Here is a 17398-nt window from a genome sequence, read left to right on the forward strand (position 1 = left end):
GAGCATGGGTCGCAAGCTTTGGCCGGCGCGGGCCGTCTACGCGCTCGCAGCAGGGCTGCTCGGCGCGAGCCTGGCACACGGCGCCGAGCCGCAGCCCCGGCTCAAGGGTTCCGACACGACCGTGGTGCGCCCCGGCGACGTGCTGCCGCCGCGCGTGGCCGAGCCCTGCAAACCGGGCCGCTGCCCGTTTGCCGGACAGCACGTGACGGTGCTGGTCGCCGAAGGCCAGGGGATCGGCGGGCCGGTGCTGGAGATCAAGCCGGAATTCGAGGCCGCCACCGGCGCCACGCTCGAGATCGTGCAGCGCTCCCACGAGGAGCTGTTCGCCACGCTGATCTCCGACCTGACCAACCGCACCGGCCGCTACGACGCCTGCATCGCCGGCGCCTGGTGGCTCGGCGAACTGGTTGCCGGCAAGCACATCGTCCCGTACGACCGCTACTACAAGGATCCGCGCTTCCCGGCCTGGGACATCGCCGAGGTGCTGCCGGCGCCGCGCAGCCTGCTCGAGTTCGGCGGGCACAAGTACATGGTGGCCAACGACCACGACGGCCAGGTGATGTACTACCGGCGCGACCTGCTGGCGGACCCGCAGCACCGGGCCGCCTTCCAGAAGGCCCACGGCTACCCGCTGGCGCCGCCGGCCACCTGGGAGCAGTTCCGCGACATCGCCGACTACTTCAACGGCAAGGACCTCAACGGCGACGGCGAGCCGGACCACGGCCTGCTGCTGCCGCTGCGCGCCGGGGTGCAGGGCATGTTCCATTTCATGTCGCTGTCCGCGCCCTTCGTGATCGGCCCGGACAACCCGCACCTGTACTGGTTCGACCCGCAGACCATGAAGCCGCTGCTGGACAGCCCGGGCCACGTGCGCGCGCTCTCGATGCTGGTCGACCTGGTGCAGTTCGGCCCGAAGGAGATGCTCAACTGGGACCTCGGTCGCGGCTGGGACTACTTCCTGTCCGGGCGCGCCGCGCTCACGCTCACCTGGGGCGACCTCGGCGCGCTCGCGCAGCAGCCGGGCAGCCGGGTGCGCGGCAAGGTGGGCTCGTCGCAGCTGCCCGGCACCTTCGAGTACTACGACGTCGGCCGCCACAGGTGGGTGAAGACCGAGCGGCCCAACCGCGTCGGCAACACCACCGGCGGCTCCTGGGCGGGCGTGATCTCGCGCGACTCCAAGGTGCCGGCTGCCACCTACTACCTGCTGGCGCTGATGGCCACCGAGCCGAAATCGCGCGTCTACGCCGCGCGCGGCTGGGACGGCATCGACCCGGGCCGCCGCTACCACCTGCTGCCGCCCAAGGGCAGCGGCCGCTTGAACGACTACCTGCAGGCCGGCTGGGACGCCACCGACGTGCGGCAGTACCTGCAGGCCTATGACGACACCTTCAGCAACCCGCTGCAGCTGCCCTACCTGCGCATCCCCGGAGCCTTCAGCTACTGGCAGTCGCTGGACCTGCGGCTGGCCGCCGCGACGAGCGGGCAGCTGAGCCCGCAGGCCGCACTCAAGGCCGCCTCCGTCGACTTCGAGGAGATCACGGTGCGGCTCGGGCGCGACGCGCAGCGCAGCGCCTTCCGGGCCTCGCTCGGCCTGCCGCGATGAACGGGCCGGCGCGCTGGGAGCGCTGGCATGCGCTCGGCATCGGCAGCAAGCTGACGGCCGCCTTCGGCGTGCTGGCCGGCGTCACGGTGCTCGTCGTGCTGCTGGCCTTGCTGGGGGCGCAGCACCTGACGCACGACATCGCGCTGGCCGAGAACCTGCGCCGCCCCGCGTCGCTCGCCTCGACGCAGGCGCAGGCCAGCCTGCTGAGCATGCAACTGCACGTGCGCGGCTACCTGGTGCTCAGCGACCCGCAGGACGTGCAGCAGTACCAGGTGGCCCGGCGCGAGTTCGAGGATCGCCTGGCCGCGCTGCAGGCCATGTCGAACAGCTGGGCCGAGACGGGCGCGGCCCGCCTCGTCAACGACCTGACGTCCGACTACCGCCGCTGGGAGGGCCTGCCGAAGCAACTGTTCGACCTGCACGACAACCCGCTGAAGAACCAGCCCGCGCTGCGGCTCTCGCGCGTCGATGTGCAGGCCAGGCGCGTGCAGGTGCTCGACGGCGTCAGCCGCATCCTCGAGCTGCAGCGCTCGCGTGAATCGAGCCCGCACAGCCGCGAGCTGGTGTCCGACCTGCTGCGCTTCCAGACCTCGTTCGACGCGATGGTGACCAACCTGATCGCCTATGGCGCGTCGGGCGAGCTGAGCTTCAAGCTGGCCTACGGCCCGCAGCTGTCCACCAATGCCGCGGCCTGGAACGCGGTGGCGGCCCGGCGTGCCGTGCTCGATGCGCAGCAGAACGCGCTGCTCGACCACCTCGCGCGCCAGCGTGCCGAGGTGACCGAGCTCGCGCTGCAGATCATCGGCATCCAGAACGGCGAGCGTGCCTACGAAGACCTCTACCTGTACCGCACCCAGGTGGCACCGCAGGCCGAGGTGATGCTGGAGCGCCTGGCCAGGCTCACGGCAGGCCAGCAGGCGGGCCTCGGCCAGGCGCTGACCGGCGCCGTGCACCGCATCGCCGACGCCCGCCTCGCCGCCGCGGCGCTCGCGCTGCTGGCGGTGCTGACGGCCGTGCTGCTGGCCTGGCGCTTCCAGCGCAGCATCGTGGGGCCGGTGCGCCGCCTGACCGACGTGGCCGAACGCGTCGCGGCGGGCGACCTGTCGGCACGCGCCGCGGTCGAATCAGGCGACGAGATCGGGCTGCTGGCGCGCAGCATCAACACCATGACGCAGCGGCTGGCCGACACCATCGCCCACCTCGAATCGGTGTTCGCCGAGGCGCAGCGCGCCAAGGACGCCGCCGAGCTCGCCAACCGCGCGAAGAGCAGCTTCCTGGCGAACATGAGCCACGAGATCCGCACGCCGATGAACGCGATCCTCGGCATGTCGCACCTGGCCCTGCAGAGCGGCCTGGATGCCCGGCAGCACAACTACATCCAGAAGGTGAACGCCTCGGCCGAATCGCTGCTGGGCATCATCAACGACATCCTCGACTTCTCGAAGATCGAGGCCGGCAAGCTCGACATCGAGTCGATCCCGTTCGGCCTCGGCGAGGTGATGGACAACCTGAGCAACGTGGTCGGCATGAAGGCCGACGAGAAGGACCTCGAGCTGCTGCTCGAACTGCCGCTGCAGCTGCCGACCGCGCTGGTGGGCGACCCGTCGCGCCTGGGCCAGGTGCTGCTGAACCTGGGCAACAACGCCGTCAAGTTCACGGCCACGGGCGAGGTCGTGGTGGCGGTGCGGGTGCTTGACGCCGGCGACGCGGGCGATGCGGGCGGCGCCGGCGGCACCCCGGCGCGGCTGCGCTTCGAGGTGCGCGACACCGGCATCGGCATGAGCCGGGAGGAACAGGATCGCCTGTTCGAGCCCTTCACGCAGGCCGATGCCTCGACCAGCCGGCGCTACGGCGGCACCGGCCTCGGGCTGGCCATCAGCCGGCACCTGGTGCACCTGATGGGCGGCGAGCTGGCGGTCGACAGCGAGCCGGGGCGCGGCAGCTGCTTCCACTTCGAGCTCGGCTTCAGCCTGCAGCCCGGCGCCGCGGCGCAGCCCCCGGCCACGCACCACGACAGCCTGCCGGGCACGCGCGTCCTCGTCGTCGACGACAACGCCGCCGCGCGCGAGGTGCTCACCGAGATGAGCCGGGCGTTGGGCCTGGACGCCGACGCCGCCGCCGGCGGCGAAGAGGCCTTGCGGCGGGTGATGCAGGCGGATGCCGGCGACCGGCCGTACCAGCTGCTGCTGCTGGACTGGAAGATGCCCGGCATGGACGGCGTGGCCTGCGCGCAGGCGCTGGTCGACCGGGCCGGGCTGCGCCACCCGGCGCCGGTGGTGCTGATGGCCACCGCCTTCGGGCGCGACGAGGTGCGCCAGCACCTGGCCGAACAGCGGTTGACGGTCGGTGCGCTGCTGACCAAGCCGGTGACGCCCTCGTCGCTGCTCGATGCCTGCATCACCGCGCTCGGCCGCGTGCCGCTGGCGCCCACGCGCAGCACGCGGCGCGCCGACGCACTGCTCGACCGCCGGGCGGCACTGGCAGGCGCGCACATCCTGCTGGTCGAGGACAACGCGATCAACCGCGAGCTGGCCGTGGACCTGCTGGGCCGTGCCGGCGTGGATGTCAGCGTCGCCTGCGACGGCCAGGAGGCGCTGGACATGCTGGAGCGCGAGCGCTTCGACGCCGTGCTGATGGACTGCCAGATGCCGCGGATGGACGGCTATGCCGCGACGCGTGCACTGCGCCAGCAACCGGCGCTGCGGACCCTGCCGGTGATCGCGATGACGGCCAACGCGATGGTCGGCGACCGCGAGGCCGTGCTCGCGGCCGGCATGGACGACCACATCGCCAAGCCGATCGTCGTCGACGAGATGTTCGCCACGCTGGCGCGCTGGGTGAAGCCGCGGCGCACCGGCACCAGCATCGACAGCGCCAGCGGCCTGGCCAACGTGCGGGGCAACGACGCGCTGTACCGCCGCATGCTGGACATGTTCCGCGACCGCGAGACGGAATTCGTGTCGCATTTCCAGGCCGCGCTGGCAGCGGGTGACGCCGAGGCCGCGATGCGATCGGCCCACGACCTGAAGTGCGAGGCCGGCACGCTGGGCATGCCGGCGCTGCAGGAGGCCGCGGCCGCCCTGGAGCAGGCCTGCCTGGCGCACGCCGGTGACGCCGGTGACGCCGGGATGGGCGCGCTGTTGCACGAGGTGTCCAGGCAACTGGACCAGGTGCTGGGAGAACTGGCCGAACTCTAGAGTCCCAGGGACTGCCGGTACGCACTGCGCTGCCGCTCGCGCCCGAGGCGCAGCGTGATCTCCTCGAAGTCGACCGCGGCGGCCTTCAGCGCCGCCTCGGCGCTCAGCTGGCCGGCCACGGCCTCGCCCAGGTGCACGTCGAGCGCCTGCCAGTAGCTGAAGGCGCCGGGAATGCGCAGGTAGGGGAACTGCAGTCGGTTGCTGAAGTTCTCGAAGTACGCATGCAGGTAGTCGCGCACGTCGACCTCGTTCCAGCCGGCCTGCAGGTAGGTGTCGACCTGCCCGGTGCCGTCGGGCGGCAGGAAGTGGAACCGGCGCCCGGGGTCGATGCCGTCCCAGCCGCGCACCGCGTACACCTTGGATTTCTCCCGGGTCGCCATCAAGGCGAGCAGGTAGTAGGTCGCCTCGGGCGCCTTCGAGTACTTCGAGATCACGCCCGCCCAGGACCCGCCGGTGGTGTTGCCGACCACGTTCGGCTGCGCGGTGGTGACCCATTCGCGGCGCGCGAGGCTGTAGTACTCGCGCGTGCCCGGCACCGGTGCCGCGCCGATCTTGCCCTTGACCTTGCTGCCGGGTTGCTGCGCCAGCGCGCCCAGGTCGCCCCAGGTGAAGGTCAGCGCCGCGCGTCCGGCCAGCAGGTAGTCCCAGCTCTGGCCGAGGTCCCAGGAGCGCATGTCCCGCGGTCCGAAGCGGACCAGGTCGACGAGGGCCTCGAGCGCACGCACGTGCCCGGGACTCGCGATCAGCGGCCGCATGTCCGCGGGGTCGAACCAGTACAGCTTCGGGCTGCCGGGGCCGATCACGAACGGCGCCGAGAACGACATGAAATGGAACATGCCCTGAGCACCGACCTTCAGGTGCATCGACAGGCCGTGATCGGGCTCGCCATCGCCGTTGAGGTCCTTGCCGTCGAAGTACTCGGCCACGTCGCGGAACTGCTTCCAGGTCTTCGGCACGTCGAGCGCGTAGCCGTACTTCTGCCGGAAGGCCGCGCGGTGCTGCGGGTCTTCGAGCAGGTCGCGCCGGTAGTACATGACCTGGCCGTCGTGGTCGTTGGCCACCATGTACTTCTTGCCGGCATACGACAGCAGGCTGCGCGGTGCGGGCAGCACGTCGTCGAGGCTCCAGGCCGGGAAGCGCGGGTCCTTGAAGTACTTGTCGTACGACAGGATGTAGTCGCCGGCCACCAGTTCACCGAGCCACCAGGCCCCGGCGTACGCGGCGTCGTACTTGCCGGCACGGGTGGTGAGGTCGGACATGAAGGTGGGGAAGAGATCCTGGTGCGTGAGCTGGACCAGGTTGAGCCTGGCGCCGGTGGCGGCCTCGAACTCGGCCCGGAGTTCGCCCAGGGCGCCTTCGTTGGCCTCCTTGATGATCAGCATCGTGACGGTCTGTCCGGCGAACGGACAGCGGCCGGGTTGACAGGGGGCGACGACCCGCGGCGGGACGATGTTGCCGACGTTCACCGTCGCGGCCTTGTAGACCTCGGTCTTCGGCTTGGCTTCCTGTGCCGTCGCCACGGCCATTGCCGCGAACGCCGCGATCAGCAATGCTGTCCACCTCGCTGTTGCGCACATGGCCGTCTCCTGGGGGTTGCCGGCACGGTCCATTCTGCGCCGGTGCGCAACGGTTGTGCGTCGATATCTACCCTTCGTCGACCGTCAGATCTGCCCCTGCTGGTAGAACCCACTCTCCACCAGCACCTGCTGCCAGTTCGCCTTGTTGACGAACACCGGCTTCAGCAGGTACGACGGCACCACCTTGACGCCGTTGTTGTAGGTCTTGGTGTCGTTGATGGTGGCCGGCTTGCCGTTCATGTACTCGTCGACCATCGAGGCCACGCGCACCGCCAGCTGCCGCGTGTCCTTGAAGACGGTCGACGACTGCTCGCCGCGCTGGATCGAGCGCACCGAGTTCAGCTCGGCATCCTGCCCCGTCACCACCGGCCACGGCTGCGCGGTGCCGTAGCCCACGCCCTGCAGCGCCGTCAGCAGCTCGACGCTGGTGTTGTCGTTCGGCGAGAGGATCGCATCGAGGCGCCGCTTCGCGTACAGCGTCTTCAGCATCGCCTGCAGCCGCGCCTTCGCGATCGCGCCGCTCCATTGCGGCGTCGCCACCTCGGCCATCGCCACCTTGCCGGAGCCCACCGCCAGCACGCCCGAATCGATGTACGGCTTCAGCACCGACATCGCGCCGTTGTAGAAGAAGTGCGAGTTGTTGTCGTCGGCCGCGCCGGCGAACAGCTCGATCAGGCCCTTGCCGCCGTCGCGCAGCTTCAGGCGCGCCTCGATGTCGCGGCCCTGCAGCACGCCGACCTCGAAGTTGTCGAAGGTGGCATAGGCGTCGACGTTGCCGCTGTCGCGGATCAGCCGGTCGTAGGCGATGACCTTCACGCCCTTCTTCGCGGCGGTGTCCAGCACCGCGGTGAACGCGCTGCCGTCGCTCGCGCCGATCACCACCACCTTCGCGCCGCCGTCCATCATCTTCAGGACCTGGCCCGGCTGGTCGGCGGCGTTGTTGATCGCGTACTGCAGGTCCACCTTGTAGTTGAGCCGGTTCAGCGTTCGCATCATGCTGAGCCCGTCGTCGACCCAGCGCCGCGACGAGAAGGTCGGCATCGACACGCCGATCAGGCCCTTGTCGGCCGCGGCCGCACGGGCCACACGCGGCGTGCCCAGCGAGGAGGCCAGCAACGCCGGCGCGGTGAGGGAAAGCAGGAGTCTTCTACGGTTCATGGCTTGTCTCGGTTGCTCCAGTCGAAGTGCTGGATGGCGCGCAAGTTAAGGCCGTACCATCGTGTAACCGCTCGATGCAAACCCTGAGGGGGCGCGCCGTTGTGCAACGAATCGCACGCGTGCGGTGTTGCTGCGCGCTGTACTACGCGTGGCTACAGACATGAGGCCAACAGGGCCTTCTGCACGATTTCCTCAAAGTGCCTGCAGAGACTTCCTGCCATCCAAGAACCACATGGAACAGGAAGGCCCATGAACATCAAGAAATTCATCGCGATGGCGATGCTGGCGGTGGTACAGACCCTCAGCGTTCAGCCAACAGCCGCTGAACCCAATCGGACGTTCACCTACGACAGCGCCGGGAATGCGCTCTCCGACGGCCGCAACTACTCGGCGACCTACAACCTGAGAGGCCAGCTCGCGACCATCACGAAGGATGGCGTCACCACCACCTACACGTACAACGCCGCCGGACAACGGGTGCGCAAGGCGAGCAGCAGGGGTCCGGCCTACACGGTCGTTTTCGTGTACGACAAGCAGGGGCACTTGCTCGGCGAATACGACCACACAGGCGAGGCATTGCGCGAATACGTCTGGCTGCGCGACACGCCCATGGTGGTCTTCACGCCGAACCCTGCCGATCCGCGCGGCGATCCGCTCGTGTACTTCATCCACACCGACCACCTGAACACGCCACGCGTGGTGGTCGACAGGAACAACGTGGTCCGCTGGCGATGGATTTCAGAGCCCTTCGGGACGACCGCTCCGGAGACCAATCCGAGCGGTCTCGGCGACTTCACGTTCAACCTGCGGTTCCCCGGGCAGTACGCGGACCAGGAGTCAGGGCTGTTCTACAACTACTTCCGGTACTACGACCGTCAGCACGGCGGCTACACACAACCTGATCCCCTCGGCCTGGCGTCAGGCAGTCTGTCGCCCTATCCCTATGCGGATGGCAACCCTCTGACGCGTGTCGATCCACTCGGCCTCCAAAGCGTCGACAGCCCGAATGCGATGTTGCAGTCGGCCATTGCCAGAGGCGATGTGCGTCAGTTGGAGGCCTTGATGGAGGCCCTTGCTCCGGAAGAGCAGGTGCTTGCGAGAAACGCCATCGAGAAATTTTCATCTCGAGCTGTGGATTGGATTGGACGAAACTGTCGCGGATCCATCAATCGAGAATTCCCGGACCAGTTCAGGAATCGAACGCTGAAAGAGATACTCGATCTGTCCAAGTCCGGAGACAGCGCGGCGAAGAAGGCATGGAAGCTCATCAATGACAACCGATTCCGAAAGTAGCGGTCTCTTGTTCGCCGCCAGCCTGCTGTTTCGTTCGTCCCGAGATGGTGTGTTCGATGATGCGAACTTGTGGGAAGAGTCGCTCGTCCTGATCGAGGCTCTCAGTGCCGATGACGCTGAAGCGAAGGCCGCACTGCTCGCCGTCTCGGCGGAGTCGTCCTATGTCGCGATGGACGGCACACACGTCGCATGGACCTTCTTCAAGGTCGAGCGCGTGTCCCAGATCGTCGATCAGCCTCTGCGCCATGGGTCGGAGTTGTTCTCCCGGTACTTGAGGCATGCTGAAGTCCAGAGCTTGCTCACGCCCTTCGAGGATCCGTCGACTCAGAAGTAGTGCGTGTACATCAGCCCCACATGGTCGCCCTTGATCTTCGGCGCACCATCGCCGGCGGTGAAGTTCTCCTTCACGAAGCGCAGCTTCACCGCCGAGTGCGGCGTGATCAGAAACTCGCCTTCGAGCACGCGGCCGGTGGCGTGCTTGTAGTTCTGGTTCAACGCGCCCGCGTCGCCGCTGCCGCGCAGCCGCGCGCCGAACACGAACTGCGCGCCGGCCCCGAAGCGCAGGTTGTTCGTCACCGCATACAGCCCCATCAGTTCGAGCGGAAAGCGCTGGAAGCGCAAGGTGCCGCCCGCAGCCTTGCGCCGGTCGATCTGGAAGCCCAGGTTCATCTGCAGCGCGAACGGCTCGGCCACCCAGTACTCGGCACCGGCGAACACCTGCAGGCCGCGGCCGGCGTCCATCTCGGCGCCCGAGCCCTCCACCAGGTTGTCGCCACCCGCCGTGAGGCCGCCACCCAGCGAGAGTTTCAGCGGCCCGCCGCCATCGGCCGCATGGGCCACGGAGGCTGCAGCCAGCGTCAGTGCCACGGTCAGCGCAGCAGCCGCCACCGATCGGTATTCAGTCATCGAGAAGCTCATGTGCAATGTCGTGCAATGTCGAAAAGGGCATCGGTCCACGTCAGGCGTCACGGCTCAGCCGCAGGTCCACCTCGCGGTCGACGAACGCCCACTCGGGCGACGCGCGCAACGCCGCCACCAGCGCCTCGAAGGCTTCGGCATCGGCCGGCGCGTACTCGAACCAGGTCAGGAAATCGAACGGCTGCGGCGACGCCAGGTCGCGGCAATGATGCAGGCGCCGTGCCACGGCCGGCAGGTAGTCCAGCCCGATCGCGATGTGGCGCGACTGCGCCTCGAAGACCGCGCGCCGCTCGTCCTGCGTCATCGCCCACCAGGCCGCGTTCTTGCGGATCGGGATCAACGCGGCACGCGTGGCCTCGGGGCGGCCGAGCGCCGGCTGCCGCGCGAGCAGCTGCTGCTTCTCCGTGCGCTCCACATAGCGCTCGTTGCTGGTGATGCCGCGCAGCCGCCATGCGGCGTCGGCCGGGTCGACCGGGCCATCGGCCGCGACCATCTGCAGCCGCGCCACCGCGGGCAGGCTGTCGCCCGTCACCGCACCGATGCGATCGACGCGCCACGCGCCCTCCGCACCACCGATGAAATCGAACAGGCGCGCCGGAGCCGCCGTCACGGCGTGTCCCGCACGAACACCATCCCCATCACGCCGACCGACAGCGTGTGCCCGTTCACCGACGTGTACGACGCGACGCCGAGCGAGTGGTAGCTCGACACCAGCGCGGCCAGCGAGCCGATGCCCAGCACCTTCGCGAGCGCATTGCGTTCGCCGATCGCGGCGCGCACGCTGTCGCGATGGCGCTCGGCCGACGGGTTCAGCACGACGGCGAGCGCCAGCGTGGCGGCCACCAGGCCGAGGGTGGTGAAAAGAGAGCGTGATGACATGGCACGGAAAAAAGTTCGGGCCGGAATCGGCAAAAACGACCGGTGATTGTCGCCGCGACCGGCCCGCCTTCCGGAAAAGTCCTCCCGGCGATCAGCCGGCCGCCCGCAGCACCGCCGTCCGCAGGTCGATCTCGCTCGGCAGGCGCTTGAAACGCAGCACGCGGTAGCCGGCGGCGCTCAGCATGCCGTCACGCGCCGCCACCTCGGCGGCATCGCGGGCGTGGCTCGCATCGTCGAGCTCGATCAGCGCCAGCACGTCGAACTCGCGGCTGCACACCACGAAGTTCGCGAACTGCCGCTCGAAGCGGCCGCGCGTCGAGCGGTGGCTCGCCGTCAGCAACGCCGACAACGACACCTGCGCCAGCACCACCTGCTCGGGAAAGGCCTCGCACAGCCGCTGGAACATCGGCTGTTCCTGCTTGCCCAGCGGCCGCCGCGCCACCGGCGCCACGCCCGGCTCGCGCGCCGCGCGGTTCTTCATCACGCCCAGCACGGCCAGCCCGGCCAGCAACAGCACGGTCACCACCAGCACGATCGTCATTCGCGAGCCCTTGCATCGATTGCGGTGCAGCGATTGTGCGGGTGCCCCACCCATTCAAGGGGGGTAGCCGGGCGTCACGAACTCGCGCCGGGTGTAACCAAGCTCCGCAATTGCAACCGGGAAGCGTGCACTGCGTCACATGGGCATCAGTCTTGCTCATACCGGATTCTGTTTTTGTCATATTGGTGCCTTCCCTGAGTCGCGTTCAATCGATCACGGCCGCGGGCGGCACGTGAGGAGAAGTCATTTGCCACATCCACGCATGCCCACGACCGTTCGACCCGTTCTGCGCGCCGGCCTCGTGCTGGGCTGCGCACTCGTGATGGCCGCCTGCGGCAGCAAACGCGAAGGGGCGACCCAGGTGGCGGCGAAGGTGAACAAGGAAGAGATCTCGGTGCACCAGATCAACTTCCTGATGCAGCGCCAGGGCACCCTGAAGCCGGAGCAGGTCGAGACCGCGAGCCGCAAGACGCTCGACGCGCTGATCGACCAGGAACTCGCGCTGCAGGCCGCCAACGAGCAGCGCCTCGACCGCGATCCGCGCGTCGTGCAGGCCATCGAGGCCTCGCGGCGCGACATCCTCGCGCGCGCCTATGCCGAGCGGCTCGCCGAGAGCGCCGCGGTGCCCACCGAAAAGGACGTCGCCGACTACTACAACGCCCATCCGGAGCTGTTCGCGCAGCGCCGCGTCTACTCGCTGGTGGAGACGGCCGTCGAGGCGACGCCGGCGCAGCAGCAGGCACTGAAGCCGCAGCTCGATGCCGCGAAGAATGCCGATGACGTGGCCGCCGCGCTGCGCGTTGCCGGCCTGCGCTTCGGCACGCGCCAGCTGACGCAGGGCGCCGACGCGCTGCCGATGCAGGCCGCCGCACCCATGGCCGCGCTGAAGGAAGGCCAGTCGCACGTGATCGCCGGACCGCTCGGCGCGCGCATCCTGACCATCGTGTCGGTGAAGTCCGCCCCGCTGGCCGCCCCCGAGGCGAAGAACGCGATCCAGCAATACCTGCTGGTCGACCGCAAGCGCCAGGTGGTGGAGCAGCAGCTGAAGCAGCTGCGCGCCGTGGCCCGCATCGAGTACCAGGGCAAGTTCGCGCAGGCCGCAGGCGCCGCGCCGGCCGACGGCACGCCGCCGGTGGTCGTCACGACGCCGACCGCGGACGTGTCCGCGACCAGCGCCACCCCGGGCGCGGCCCCCGCCGCCTCGGGCAGCACGCTCGACGCGTCGTCCGTCAACAAGGGACTCTCCAACCTGAAGTGATGCAAACACCCCCGATGGCCATGACGATGAAACGCCTTGCCCAGCGCACGATCGGTGCCGCCGCGCTGGTCGCACTCTCGTGGGGAACCGCCCTCGCGCAAGCGCAGACGGCCCCCGCGCCCGCAACGACCGCGGCGGTGGTGAGCGGCAACGCCCCGGCGATCGCACCGGGCGTGGCGCCCGACACCCGGCCGCGCGAATACGTGATCGGCGCCGGTGACGTGCTGCGCGTCGCGGTCTACCAGAACCCCGACCTCGCGATCGAGACGCGCGTCTCCGACACCGGCCAGATCAGCTTCCCGCTGCTCGGCCAGGTGACGGTGGGCGGCCTCACGGTGCCGCAGATCGAGAAGGCACTGGCCGACGGCCTGCGCACCGGCAATTTCGTCAAGCAGCCGCAGGTGACGGTGCTGGTGACGCAGGTGCGCGGCAACCAGGCCTCGGCGCTCGGCATGGTCAATCGCCCGGGCCGTTTCCCGATCGACGTGAGCGGCATGCGCCTGAGCGAGCTGCTCGCGCAGGCCGGCGGCATCGCCCCGGGCGGCAGCGATGTTGTCATCTTGACCGGTATCCGCAACGGGCAGCCGTACCGCCTTCAGGTCGATATTGCCGCACTATTTGCAAGCGGCGCCCAAAGCCAGGATCCGGTGGTGCTGAACGGCGACACGCTCTACGTCGAGCGCATGCCCACCGTTTACATCTATGGCGAAGTGCAACGCCCCGGCGCGATCCGCCTCGAGATCAACATGACGCTGATGCAGGCGCTCGCCAGTGGCGGCGGCCTGACCCAGCGCGGCACGACGCGCGGGCTGCGCGTGCACCGGCGCAACGGCGAAGGCCGCGTCGAGGAACTGCAGCCCGGGATGAACGACACGCTGCAGAACGGCGACGTGATCTACATCCGCGAAAGCCTGTTCTAACCCCATCACTGCGAGCCTCGCCATGTCCTTCTCGCAATTCATGTCCATCCTGCGGGCCCGCTGGAAAGCGGCGCTCGCGATGCTGTTGTTCACCCTCGGCACCGCGCTCGCCCTGAGCCTGCTGCTGCCGAAGAAATACACCGCCAGCGCGGCCCTCGTGATCGACGTCAAGTCGCCCGACCCGATTGCCGGCATGGTGCTCGCCGGCATGATGACGCCGGGCTACATGTCGACCCAGGTCGACATCATCACCAGCGACCGCGTGGCCCAGCGCGTGGTGCGCGACATGAAGCTGAACCAGAACGCCGAGAGCCGCGCGAAGTGGCTCGACGCCACCGACGGCAACGGCGAGTTCGAAGCCTGGCTGGCCGAGGCGCTGCAGAAGCACCTGGACGTGAAGCCCTCGCGCGAGAGCAACGTGCTGAACGTCAGCTACACCTCGCCCGACCCGAAGTTCAGCGCGGCGCTGGCCAACGCCTTCGTGCAGGCCTACATCGACACCAACCTCGACCTGCGCGTCGATCCGGCCAAGCAGTACAGCAGCTTCTTCGACAGCCGCGCGAAGGAGCTGCGCGATTCGCTCGAGAAGGCACAGGCCAAGCTGTCGACCTACCAGAAGGAGAAGGGCCTGGTGTCGACCGACGAGCGCTTCGACGTCGAGAACGCCAAGCTGAACGAGCTGTCGACGCAGCTGATCACGCTGCAGGCGCTGAGCGCCGAATCGACCAGCCGCCAGCAGCAGGCCGCGCTGTCGCCGAACCAGCTGCCCGACGTGATCAACAACCCGGTGGTGGGCGGCCTGCGCGCCGACCTGTCGCGCCAGGAGGCCCAGCTGCAGCAGCTGAGCACCCGCCTGGGCGACGCCAACCCGCAGGTGCTGGAGCTGAAGGCCAACATCAACGAGTTGCGCTCGCGCTACGACGCCGAGGTGCGCCGCGTCAGCAGCAGCATGGGCGTGAACAACAACATCAACAAGGCGCGCGAGGCCGACGTGCGTGCCGCGCTCGAGGCCCAGCGCAGCAAGGTGCTGAAGCTGAAGGACCAGCGCGACGAATCCCAGGTGCTGCAGCGCGATCTCGAGGCCGCGCAGCGCGCCTACGATGCGGTCGGCGCGCGCCTGACACAGACCAGCCTGGAGAGCCAGAACAACCAGACCAACATCTCGGTGCTGACGCGCGCGTCGGTGCCGGCCCGGCATTCGTCGCCGCGGCTGCTGCTGAACATGCTGGTCGCGGTGTTCCTCGGCGGCATGCTGGCCGTGGGCATCGCGCTGCTGCGCGAGCTGATCGACCGCCGCGTGCGCAGCCCGGAAGACCTGGTGCGCACCATCGGCCTGCCGGTGATCGGCAGCATTCCGCAGCCGATGCGCAAGCGGCTGCTGGGCGGCAAGCAGCGCTTCGTGCTGCCGCAACGGGTGCTGGCGCGGCTGCCGGGTGCTTCCACGAAACTGGCCGTCGCCAACGGCACGAGGGGGCGCTGAGCCATGGCGAACATGAGAGACGGGATGGCCAGTGTCGGCGGCGGCGGTGGCGGCGCGCAGGACGCGCAGCCGCTGCACGACCGCAGCATCGGCGACATCATTGCCGACCTGAAGAACCTGTCGTCGCAGCAGGTCGAGACGGTGCTGGCCTACCAGCGCCAGCACCGGCTGCGCTTCGGCGAGGCGGCGGTGGCACTCGGCTTCGCGAGCGACGACGACGTGCTGTACGCGCTGTCGCAGCAGTTCCACTACCCGTATGCGCCCGAGGAGCGGCGCGACCTGAGCCGCGAACTGGTGGCGGCGGTGCAGCCGTTCAGCCAGCAGGCCGAGGCGTTCCGTGCGATCCGCAGCCAGTTGATGATGCGGCTGTTCTCGGCCAACGAGCCGAAGCGGGCGCTGGCGGTGGTCAGTCCCGAGCCGGGCGACGGCAAGACCTTCTTCGCGGCCAACCTGGCGGTGACGCTGGCGCAGCTGGGCGGGCGCACGCTGCTGGTCGATGCCGACATGCGCGGCCCGCGCCAGCACGAGGTGTTCGCGGTGGCGAACGGAGCCGGGCTGTCGAACGTGCTGAGCGGCCGCAAGGAAACCAACGTGATCCACCAGGTGCCCGACCTGCCGAGCCTGTTCCTGCTGCCGGTGGGCGTGACGCCGCCGAACCCGCTGGAGCTGGTGGAGCGGCCGGCCTTCAAGCTGCTGCTGCGCGAGCTGCTGTCGAAGTTCGACCACGTGCTGGTCGACACGCCGGCCGCGTCGTACGGCGCCGACGCCGGCGTGATCGCGGCGCGCTGCGGCTCGGCGCTGGCGATCGCGCGCAAGAACCAGTGCCACATGAACGGCCTGCAGGACCTGGTCACCAGCCTGGCCGAGAGCCCCGCCAAGCTGGCCGGCGTGGTCTTGAACGACTATTGATATGTCCCCCCCGAAGCGCTCCGCGCCTCCCCCCGAGGGGGCGCCACCAGTGGCCCGGCAAAGCCGGTTCCACGGTGGCCGCTCGATGGCAGCCTGGCTGACGCCATGGCTGTTGCCGGCGGCAGGGTTGCTGGCGATGTACGGCCCGAGCTTCTTCGACCTGCTGAACGGCATCTGGCGCACCGACGAGCAAGGCCACGGCCCGATCGTGCTCGGCATCTCAATCTGGCTGCTGGTGCGCGCGTGGCCGGCCGCCATGTCGGTGCCGGGCGATCGGCCGCGGCCGTGGCTCGCGTGGCCGCTGCTGCTGGTGGCGGCGGTGTCTTATGCGCTCGGGCGCTCGCAGGGCATCCTGATCCTCGAGATCGGCTCGCTGCTGTGGATGCTGGTCGGCCTGGGGCTGCTGCTGCGCGGCCCGGGGGCGCTGAAGCGGCTGTGGTTCCCGCTGTTCTTCATGCTGTTCATGATCCCGCTGCCGGGCACGGTGGTGGATGCGCTGACGCAGCCGATGAAGCTCGCGGTGTCGTACGTGGCCGAGAACATCCTGTACCGCGCCGGCTACCCGATCAGCCGCACCGGCGTGATCCTGCAGATCGGCCAGTACCAGCTGCTGGTGGCCGATGCCTGCGCCGGCCTGCACACCTTGTTCACGCTCGAGGCGCTCGGGCTGCTGTACCTGAACCTGGTGCGGCACGCATCGGTGTTCCGCAACGTCGCGCTGGCGATCCTGATCGTGCCGATCAGCTTCTGCGCCAACGTGATCCGCGTGATGGTGCTGACGCTGATCACCTACCACTTCGGCGACGAGGCCGGCCAGGGCTTCCTGCACGGCTTCGCCGGGCTGGTGCTGTTCATGGCGGCGCTGCTGCTGATCACCGGCGCCGATTCGCTGCTGCGGCTCGGCGTGCGCAACAAGGCGGTGGCATGAGCGCGGCCTTCGTCCCGAGCTGGAAGCGGGCCGCGGCCGCGCTGGCGCTGATGCTCGGCGCCGTCGTGCTGGCCCAGGCCTTCACGCCGCGCGCGCGCCTCGCGGCACTGAGCAGCGACCTGAAGCTCGAGACCGCGATCCCGCGCGCCTTCGCCGGCTGGCGCGTCGACAACGGCACCGTCGCGCAGGTCATCAACCCGCAGCAGGTCGCGCTGCTGAACACGCTGTATGCGCAGACGCTGACGCGCACCTACGTGGGCCCGGCCGGCGAGCGGGTGATGCTGTCGATCGCGTACGGCGCGGCGCAGGCCGGCGAGCTGGAGCTGCACCGCCCCGAGGTCTGCTACGTGGCGCAGGGCTTCCAGATCCGCGGCGGCGGCCATGCCGCCGTGCAGGCCGACGCGACGCGCGTGCCGGTGCAGCGCCTGCTCGCCAGTCTCGGGCCGCGCAGCGAACCGATCAGCTACTGGATGCGCGTCGGCGACGACGTGATCCCGTCCGGCATGCAGCAGCAGGTGTCGCGCTTGAAGCAGGGCATGCGCGGCTGGATCCCGGACGGCCTGCTGTTCCGCGTCTCGACGATCGCGAGCGACACCGCACCGGCCTACGCGATGCAGGAGCGCTTCATGGCCGACCTGCTGCAGTCGGTCGACCCGCGCACGCGGCGCTTCCTGATCGGCCCGGTGAGCCCGTCCCACAGTCCTGCCGACGCCAGCGTCGCCGCCACCGCCCCGTGA

The 17398-nt window shown here is 69.1% G+C and carries 16 protein-coding genes; 10 read left to right on the forward strand and 6 right to left on the reverse strand.

Annotated features, from left to right (window positions below):
* Nucleotides 1-4: 4 nt before the first annotated feature.
* On the forward strand, nucleotides 5-1603 hold the full coding sequence (locus AC1D1T_RS07795; RefSeq protein ID WP_477825726.1) for an ABC transporter substrate-binding protein: 1599 nt from the start codon (nucleotides 5-7) through the stop codon (nucleotides 1601-1603).
* Nucleotides 1600-4800 carry a response regulator gene (locus tag AC1D1T_RS07800; protein ID WP_477991721.1) on the forward strand — a complete coding sequence of 1067 codons (3201 nt, stop codon included), beginning with the start codon at nucleotides 1600-1602 and terminating at the stop codon, nucleotides 4798-4800. Before AC1D1T_RS07795 ends, AC1D1T_RS07800 begins: the two co-directional genes overlap by 4 nt.
* On the opposite strand, the gene AC1D1T_RS07805 is transcribed toward AC1D1T_RS07800, so the two are convergent.
* Both AC1D1T_RS07805 and AC1D1T_RS07810 read right to left on the reverse strand, forming a co-directional pair.
* Complete coding sequence (locus AC1D1T_RS07805; RefSeq protein WP_477825728.1) at nucleotides 4797-6377, reverse strand: ABC transporter substrate-binding protein; 1581 nt, start codon at nucleotides 6375-6377, stop codon at nucleotides 4797-4799. The genes AC1D1T_RS07800 and AC1D1T_RS07805 overlap by 4 nt on opposite strands.
* Nucleotides 6378-6461: 84 nt before the next feature.
* On the reverse strand, nucleotides 6462-7535 hold the full coding sequence (locus AC1D1T_RS07810) for a substrate-binding domain-containing protein (RefSeq protein ID WP_477825729.1): 1074 nt from the start codon (nucleotides 7533-7535) through the stop codon (nucleotides 6462-6464).
* Between the two features lie 249 nt (nucleotides 7536-7784).
* Here AC1D1T_RS07810 and AC1D1T_RS07815 point away from each other — a divergent pair, with 249 nt between their 5' ends.
* A complete protein-coding gene (locus AC1D1T_RS07815) occupies nucleotides 7785-8828 on the forward strand; it encodes an RHS repeat domain-containing protein (RefSeq protein WP_477825730.1) in 1044 nt (347 codons plus the stop codon).
* Nucleotides 8806-9162, forward strand: a complete 357-nt coding sequence (locus AC1D1T_RS07820) for a DUF4288 domain-containing protein (RefSeq protein ID WP_477991722.1) — start codon at nucleotides 8806-8808, stop codon at nucleotides 9160-9162. The genes AC1D1T_RS07815 and AC1D1T_RS07820 overlap by 23 nt, the downstream gene beginning before the upstream one ends.
* On the opposite strand, the gene AC1D1T_RS07825 is transcribed toward AC1D1T_RS07820, so the two are convergent.
* From AC1D1T_RS07825 to AC1D1T_RS07840, 4 genes are all read right to left on the reverse strand, one after another.
* Complete coding sequence (locus AC1D1T_RS07825; protein WP_477828799.1) at nucleotides 9153-9734, reverse strand: hypothetical protein; 582 nt, start codon at nucleotides 9732-9734, stop codon at nucleotides 9153-9155. The genes AC1D1T_RS07820 and AC1D1T_RS07825 overlap by 10 nt on opposite strands.
* Before the next feature lie 52 nt (nucleotides 9735-9786).
* Nucleotides 9787-10356, reverse strand: coding sequence for a chlorite dismutase family protein (locus AC1D1T_RS07830; RefSeq protein ID WP_477991723.1), 570 nt, complete (start codon nucleotides 10354-10356; stop codon nucleotides 9787-9789).
* Nucleotides 10353-10625 (reverse strand): hypothetical protein, encoded by a 273-nt coding sequence (locus AC1D1T_RS07835; protein WP_477828801.1) that lies wholly within the window; start codon nucleotides 10623-10625, stop codon nucleotides 10353-10355. The genes AC1D1T_RS07830 and AC1D1T_RS07835 overlap by 4 nt, the downstream gene beginning before the upstream one ends.
* Nucleotides 10626-10716: 91 nt before the next feature.
* Nucleotides 10717-11166, reverse strand: a complete 450-nt coding sequence (locus tag AC1D1T_RS07840; RefSeq protein ID WP_052211252.1) for a DUF2726 domain-containing protein — start codon at nucleotides 11164-11166, stop codon at nucleotides 10717-10719.
* A 262-nt stretch (nucleotides 11167-11428) separates the two neighbouring features.
* On the opposite strand from AC1D1T_RS07840, the gene AC1D1T_RS07845 reads away from it, so the two are divergent.
* The 6 genes from AC1D1T_RS07845 to epsI all read left to right on the forward strand — a co-directional run bounded on the left by AC1D1T_RS07845 (nucleotide 11429) and on the right by epsI (nucleotide 17398).
* Nucleotides 11429-12424, forward strand: a complete 996-nt coding sequence (locus AC1D1T_RS07845) for an EpsD family peptidyl-prolyl cis-trans isomerase (RefSeq protein ID WP_465111086.1) — start codon at nucleotides 11429-11431, stop codon at nucleotides 12422-12424.
* A 26-nt stretch (nucleotides 12425-12450) separates the two neighbouring features.
* Nucleotides 12451-13344, forward strand: coding sequence for a polysaccharide export protein EpsE (gene epsE, locus AC1D1T_RS07850; protein WP_082004124.1), 894 nt, complete (start codon nucleotides 12451-12453; stop codon nucleotides 13342-13344).
* Nucleotides 13345-13366: 22 nt separating this feature from the next.
* A complete protein-coding gene (gene epsF, locus AC1D1T_RS07855; RefSeq protein ID WP_052211250.1) occupies nucleotides 13367-14824 on the forward strand; it encodes a chain length determinant protein EpsF in 1458 nt (485 codons plus the stop codon).
* A gap of 24 nt (nucleotides 14825-14848) precedes the next feature.
* A complete protein-coding gene (locus AC1D1T_RS07860) occupies nucleotides 14849-15733 on the forward strand; it encodes a polysaccharide biosynthesis tyrosine autokinase (RefSeq protein ID WP_465111085.1) in 885 nt (294 codons plus the stop codon).
* A gap of 85 nt (nucleotides 15734-15818) precedes the next feature.
* Nucleotides 15819-16661 carry an exosortase B gene (xrtB, locus tag AC1D1T_RS07865; protein ID WP_465111084.1) on the forward strand — a complete coding sequence of 281 codons (843 nt, stop codon included), beginning with the start codon at nucleotides 15819-15821 and terminating at the stop codon, nucleotides 16659-16661.
* Complete coding sequence (epsI, locus tag AC1D1T_RS07870) at nucleotides 16658-17398, forward strand: exosortase-associated protein EpsI, B-type (RefSeq protein ID WP_052211248.1); 741 nt, start codon at nucleotides 16658-16660, stop codon at nucleotides 17396-17398. Before xrtB ends, epsI begins: the two co-directional genes overlap by 4 nt.

This window comes from Rhizobacter sp. P2_H3 (assembly GCF_056403355.1).

Bases quoted from the DNA above. Each gene is read 5' to 3' on its own strand.
- AC1D1T_RS07795 (WP_477825726.1), top strand. From the start codon at position 5: ATGGGTCGCAAGCTTTGGCCGGCGCGGGCCGTCTACGCGCTCGCAGCA.
- AC1D1T_RS07800 (WP_477991721.1), top strand. From the start codon at position 1,600: ATGAACGGGCCGGCGCGCTGGGAGCGCTGGCATGCGCTCGGCATCGGC.
- AC1D1T_RS07805 (WP_477825728.1), bottom strand. From the start codon at position 6,377: ATGTGCGCAACAGCGAGGTGGACAGCATTGCTGATCGCGGCGTTCGCG.
- AC1D1T_RS07810 (WP_477825729.1), bottom strand. From the start codon at position 7,535: ATGAACCGTAGAAGACTCCTGCTTTCCCTCACCGCGCCGGCGTTGCTG.
- AC1D1T_RS07815 (WP_477825730.1), top strand. From the start codon at position 7,785: ATGAACATCAAGAAATTCATCGCGATGGCGATGCTGGCGGTGGTACAG.
- AC1D1T_RS07820 (WP_477991722.1), top strand. From the start codon at position 8,806: ATGACAACCGATTCCGAAAGTAGCGGTCTCTTGTTCGCCGCCAGCCTG.
- AC1D1T_RS07825 (WP_477828799.1), bottom strand. From the start codon at position 9,734: ATGACTGAATACCGATCGGTGGCGGCTGCTGCGCTGACCGTGGCACTG.
- AC1D1T_RS07835 (WP_477828801.1), bottom strand. From the start codon at position 10,625: ATGTCATCACGCTCTCTTTTCACCACCCTCGGCCTGGTGGCCGCCACG.
- AC1D1T_RS07840 (WP_052211252.1), bottom strand. From the start codon at position 11,166: ATGACGATCGTGCTGGTGGTGACCGTGCTGTTGCTGGCCGGGCTGGCC.
- AC1D1T_RS07845 (WP_465111086.1), top strand. From the start codon at position 11,429: ATGCCCACGACCGTTCGACCCGTTCTGCGCGCCGGCCTCGTGCTGGGC.
- epsE (WP_082004124.1), top strand. From the start codon at position 12,451: ATGAAACGCCTTGCCCAGCGCACGATCGGTGCCGCCGCGCTGGTCGCA.
- epsF (WP_052211250.1), top strand. From the start codon at position 13,367: ATGTCCTTCTCGCAATTCATGTCCATCCTGCGGGCCCGCTGGAAAGCG.
- AC1D1T_RS07860 (WP_465111085.1), top strand. From the start codon at position 14,849: ATGGCCAGTGTCGGCGGCGGCGGTGGCGGCGCGCAGGACGCGCAGCCG.
- xrtB (WP_465111084.1), top strand. From the start codon at position 15,819: ATGGCAGCCTGGCTGACGCCATGGCTGTTGCCGGCGGCAGGGTTGCTG.
- epsI (WP_052211248.1), top strand. From the start codon at position 16,658: ATGAGCGCGGCCTTCGTCCCGAGCTGGAAGCGGGCCGCGGCCGCGCTG.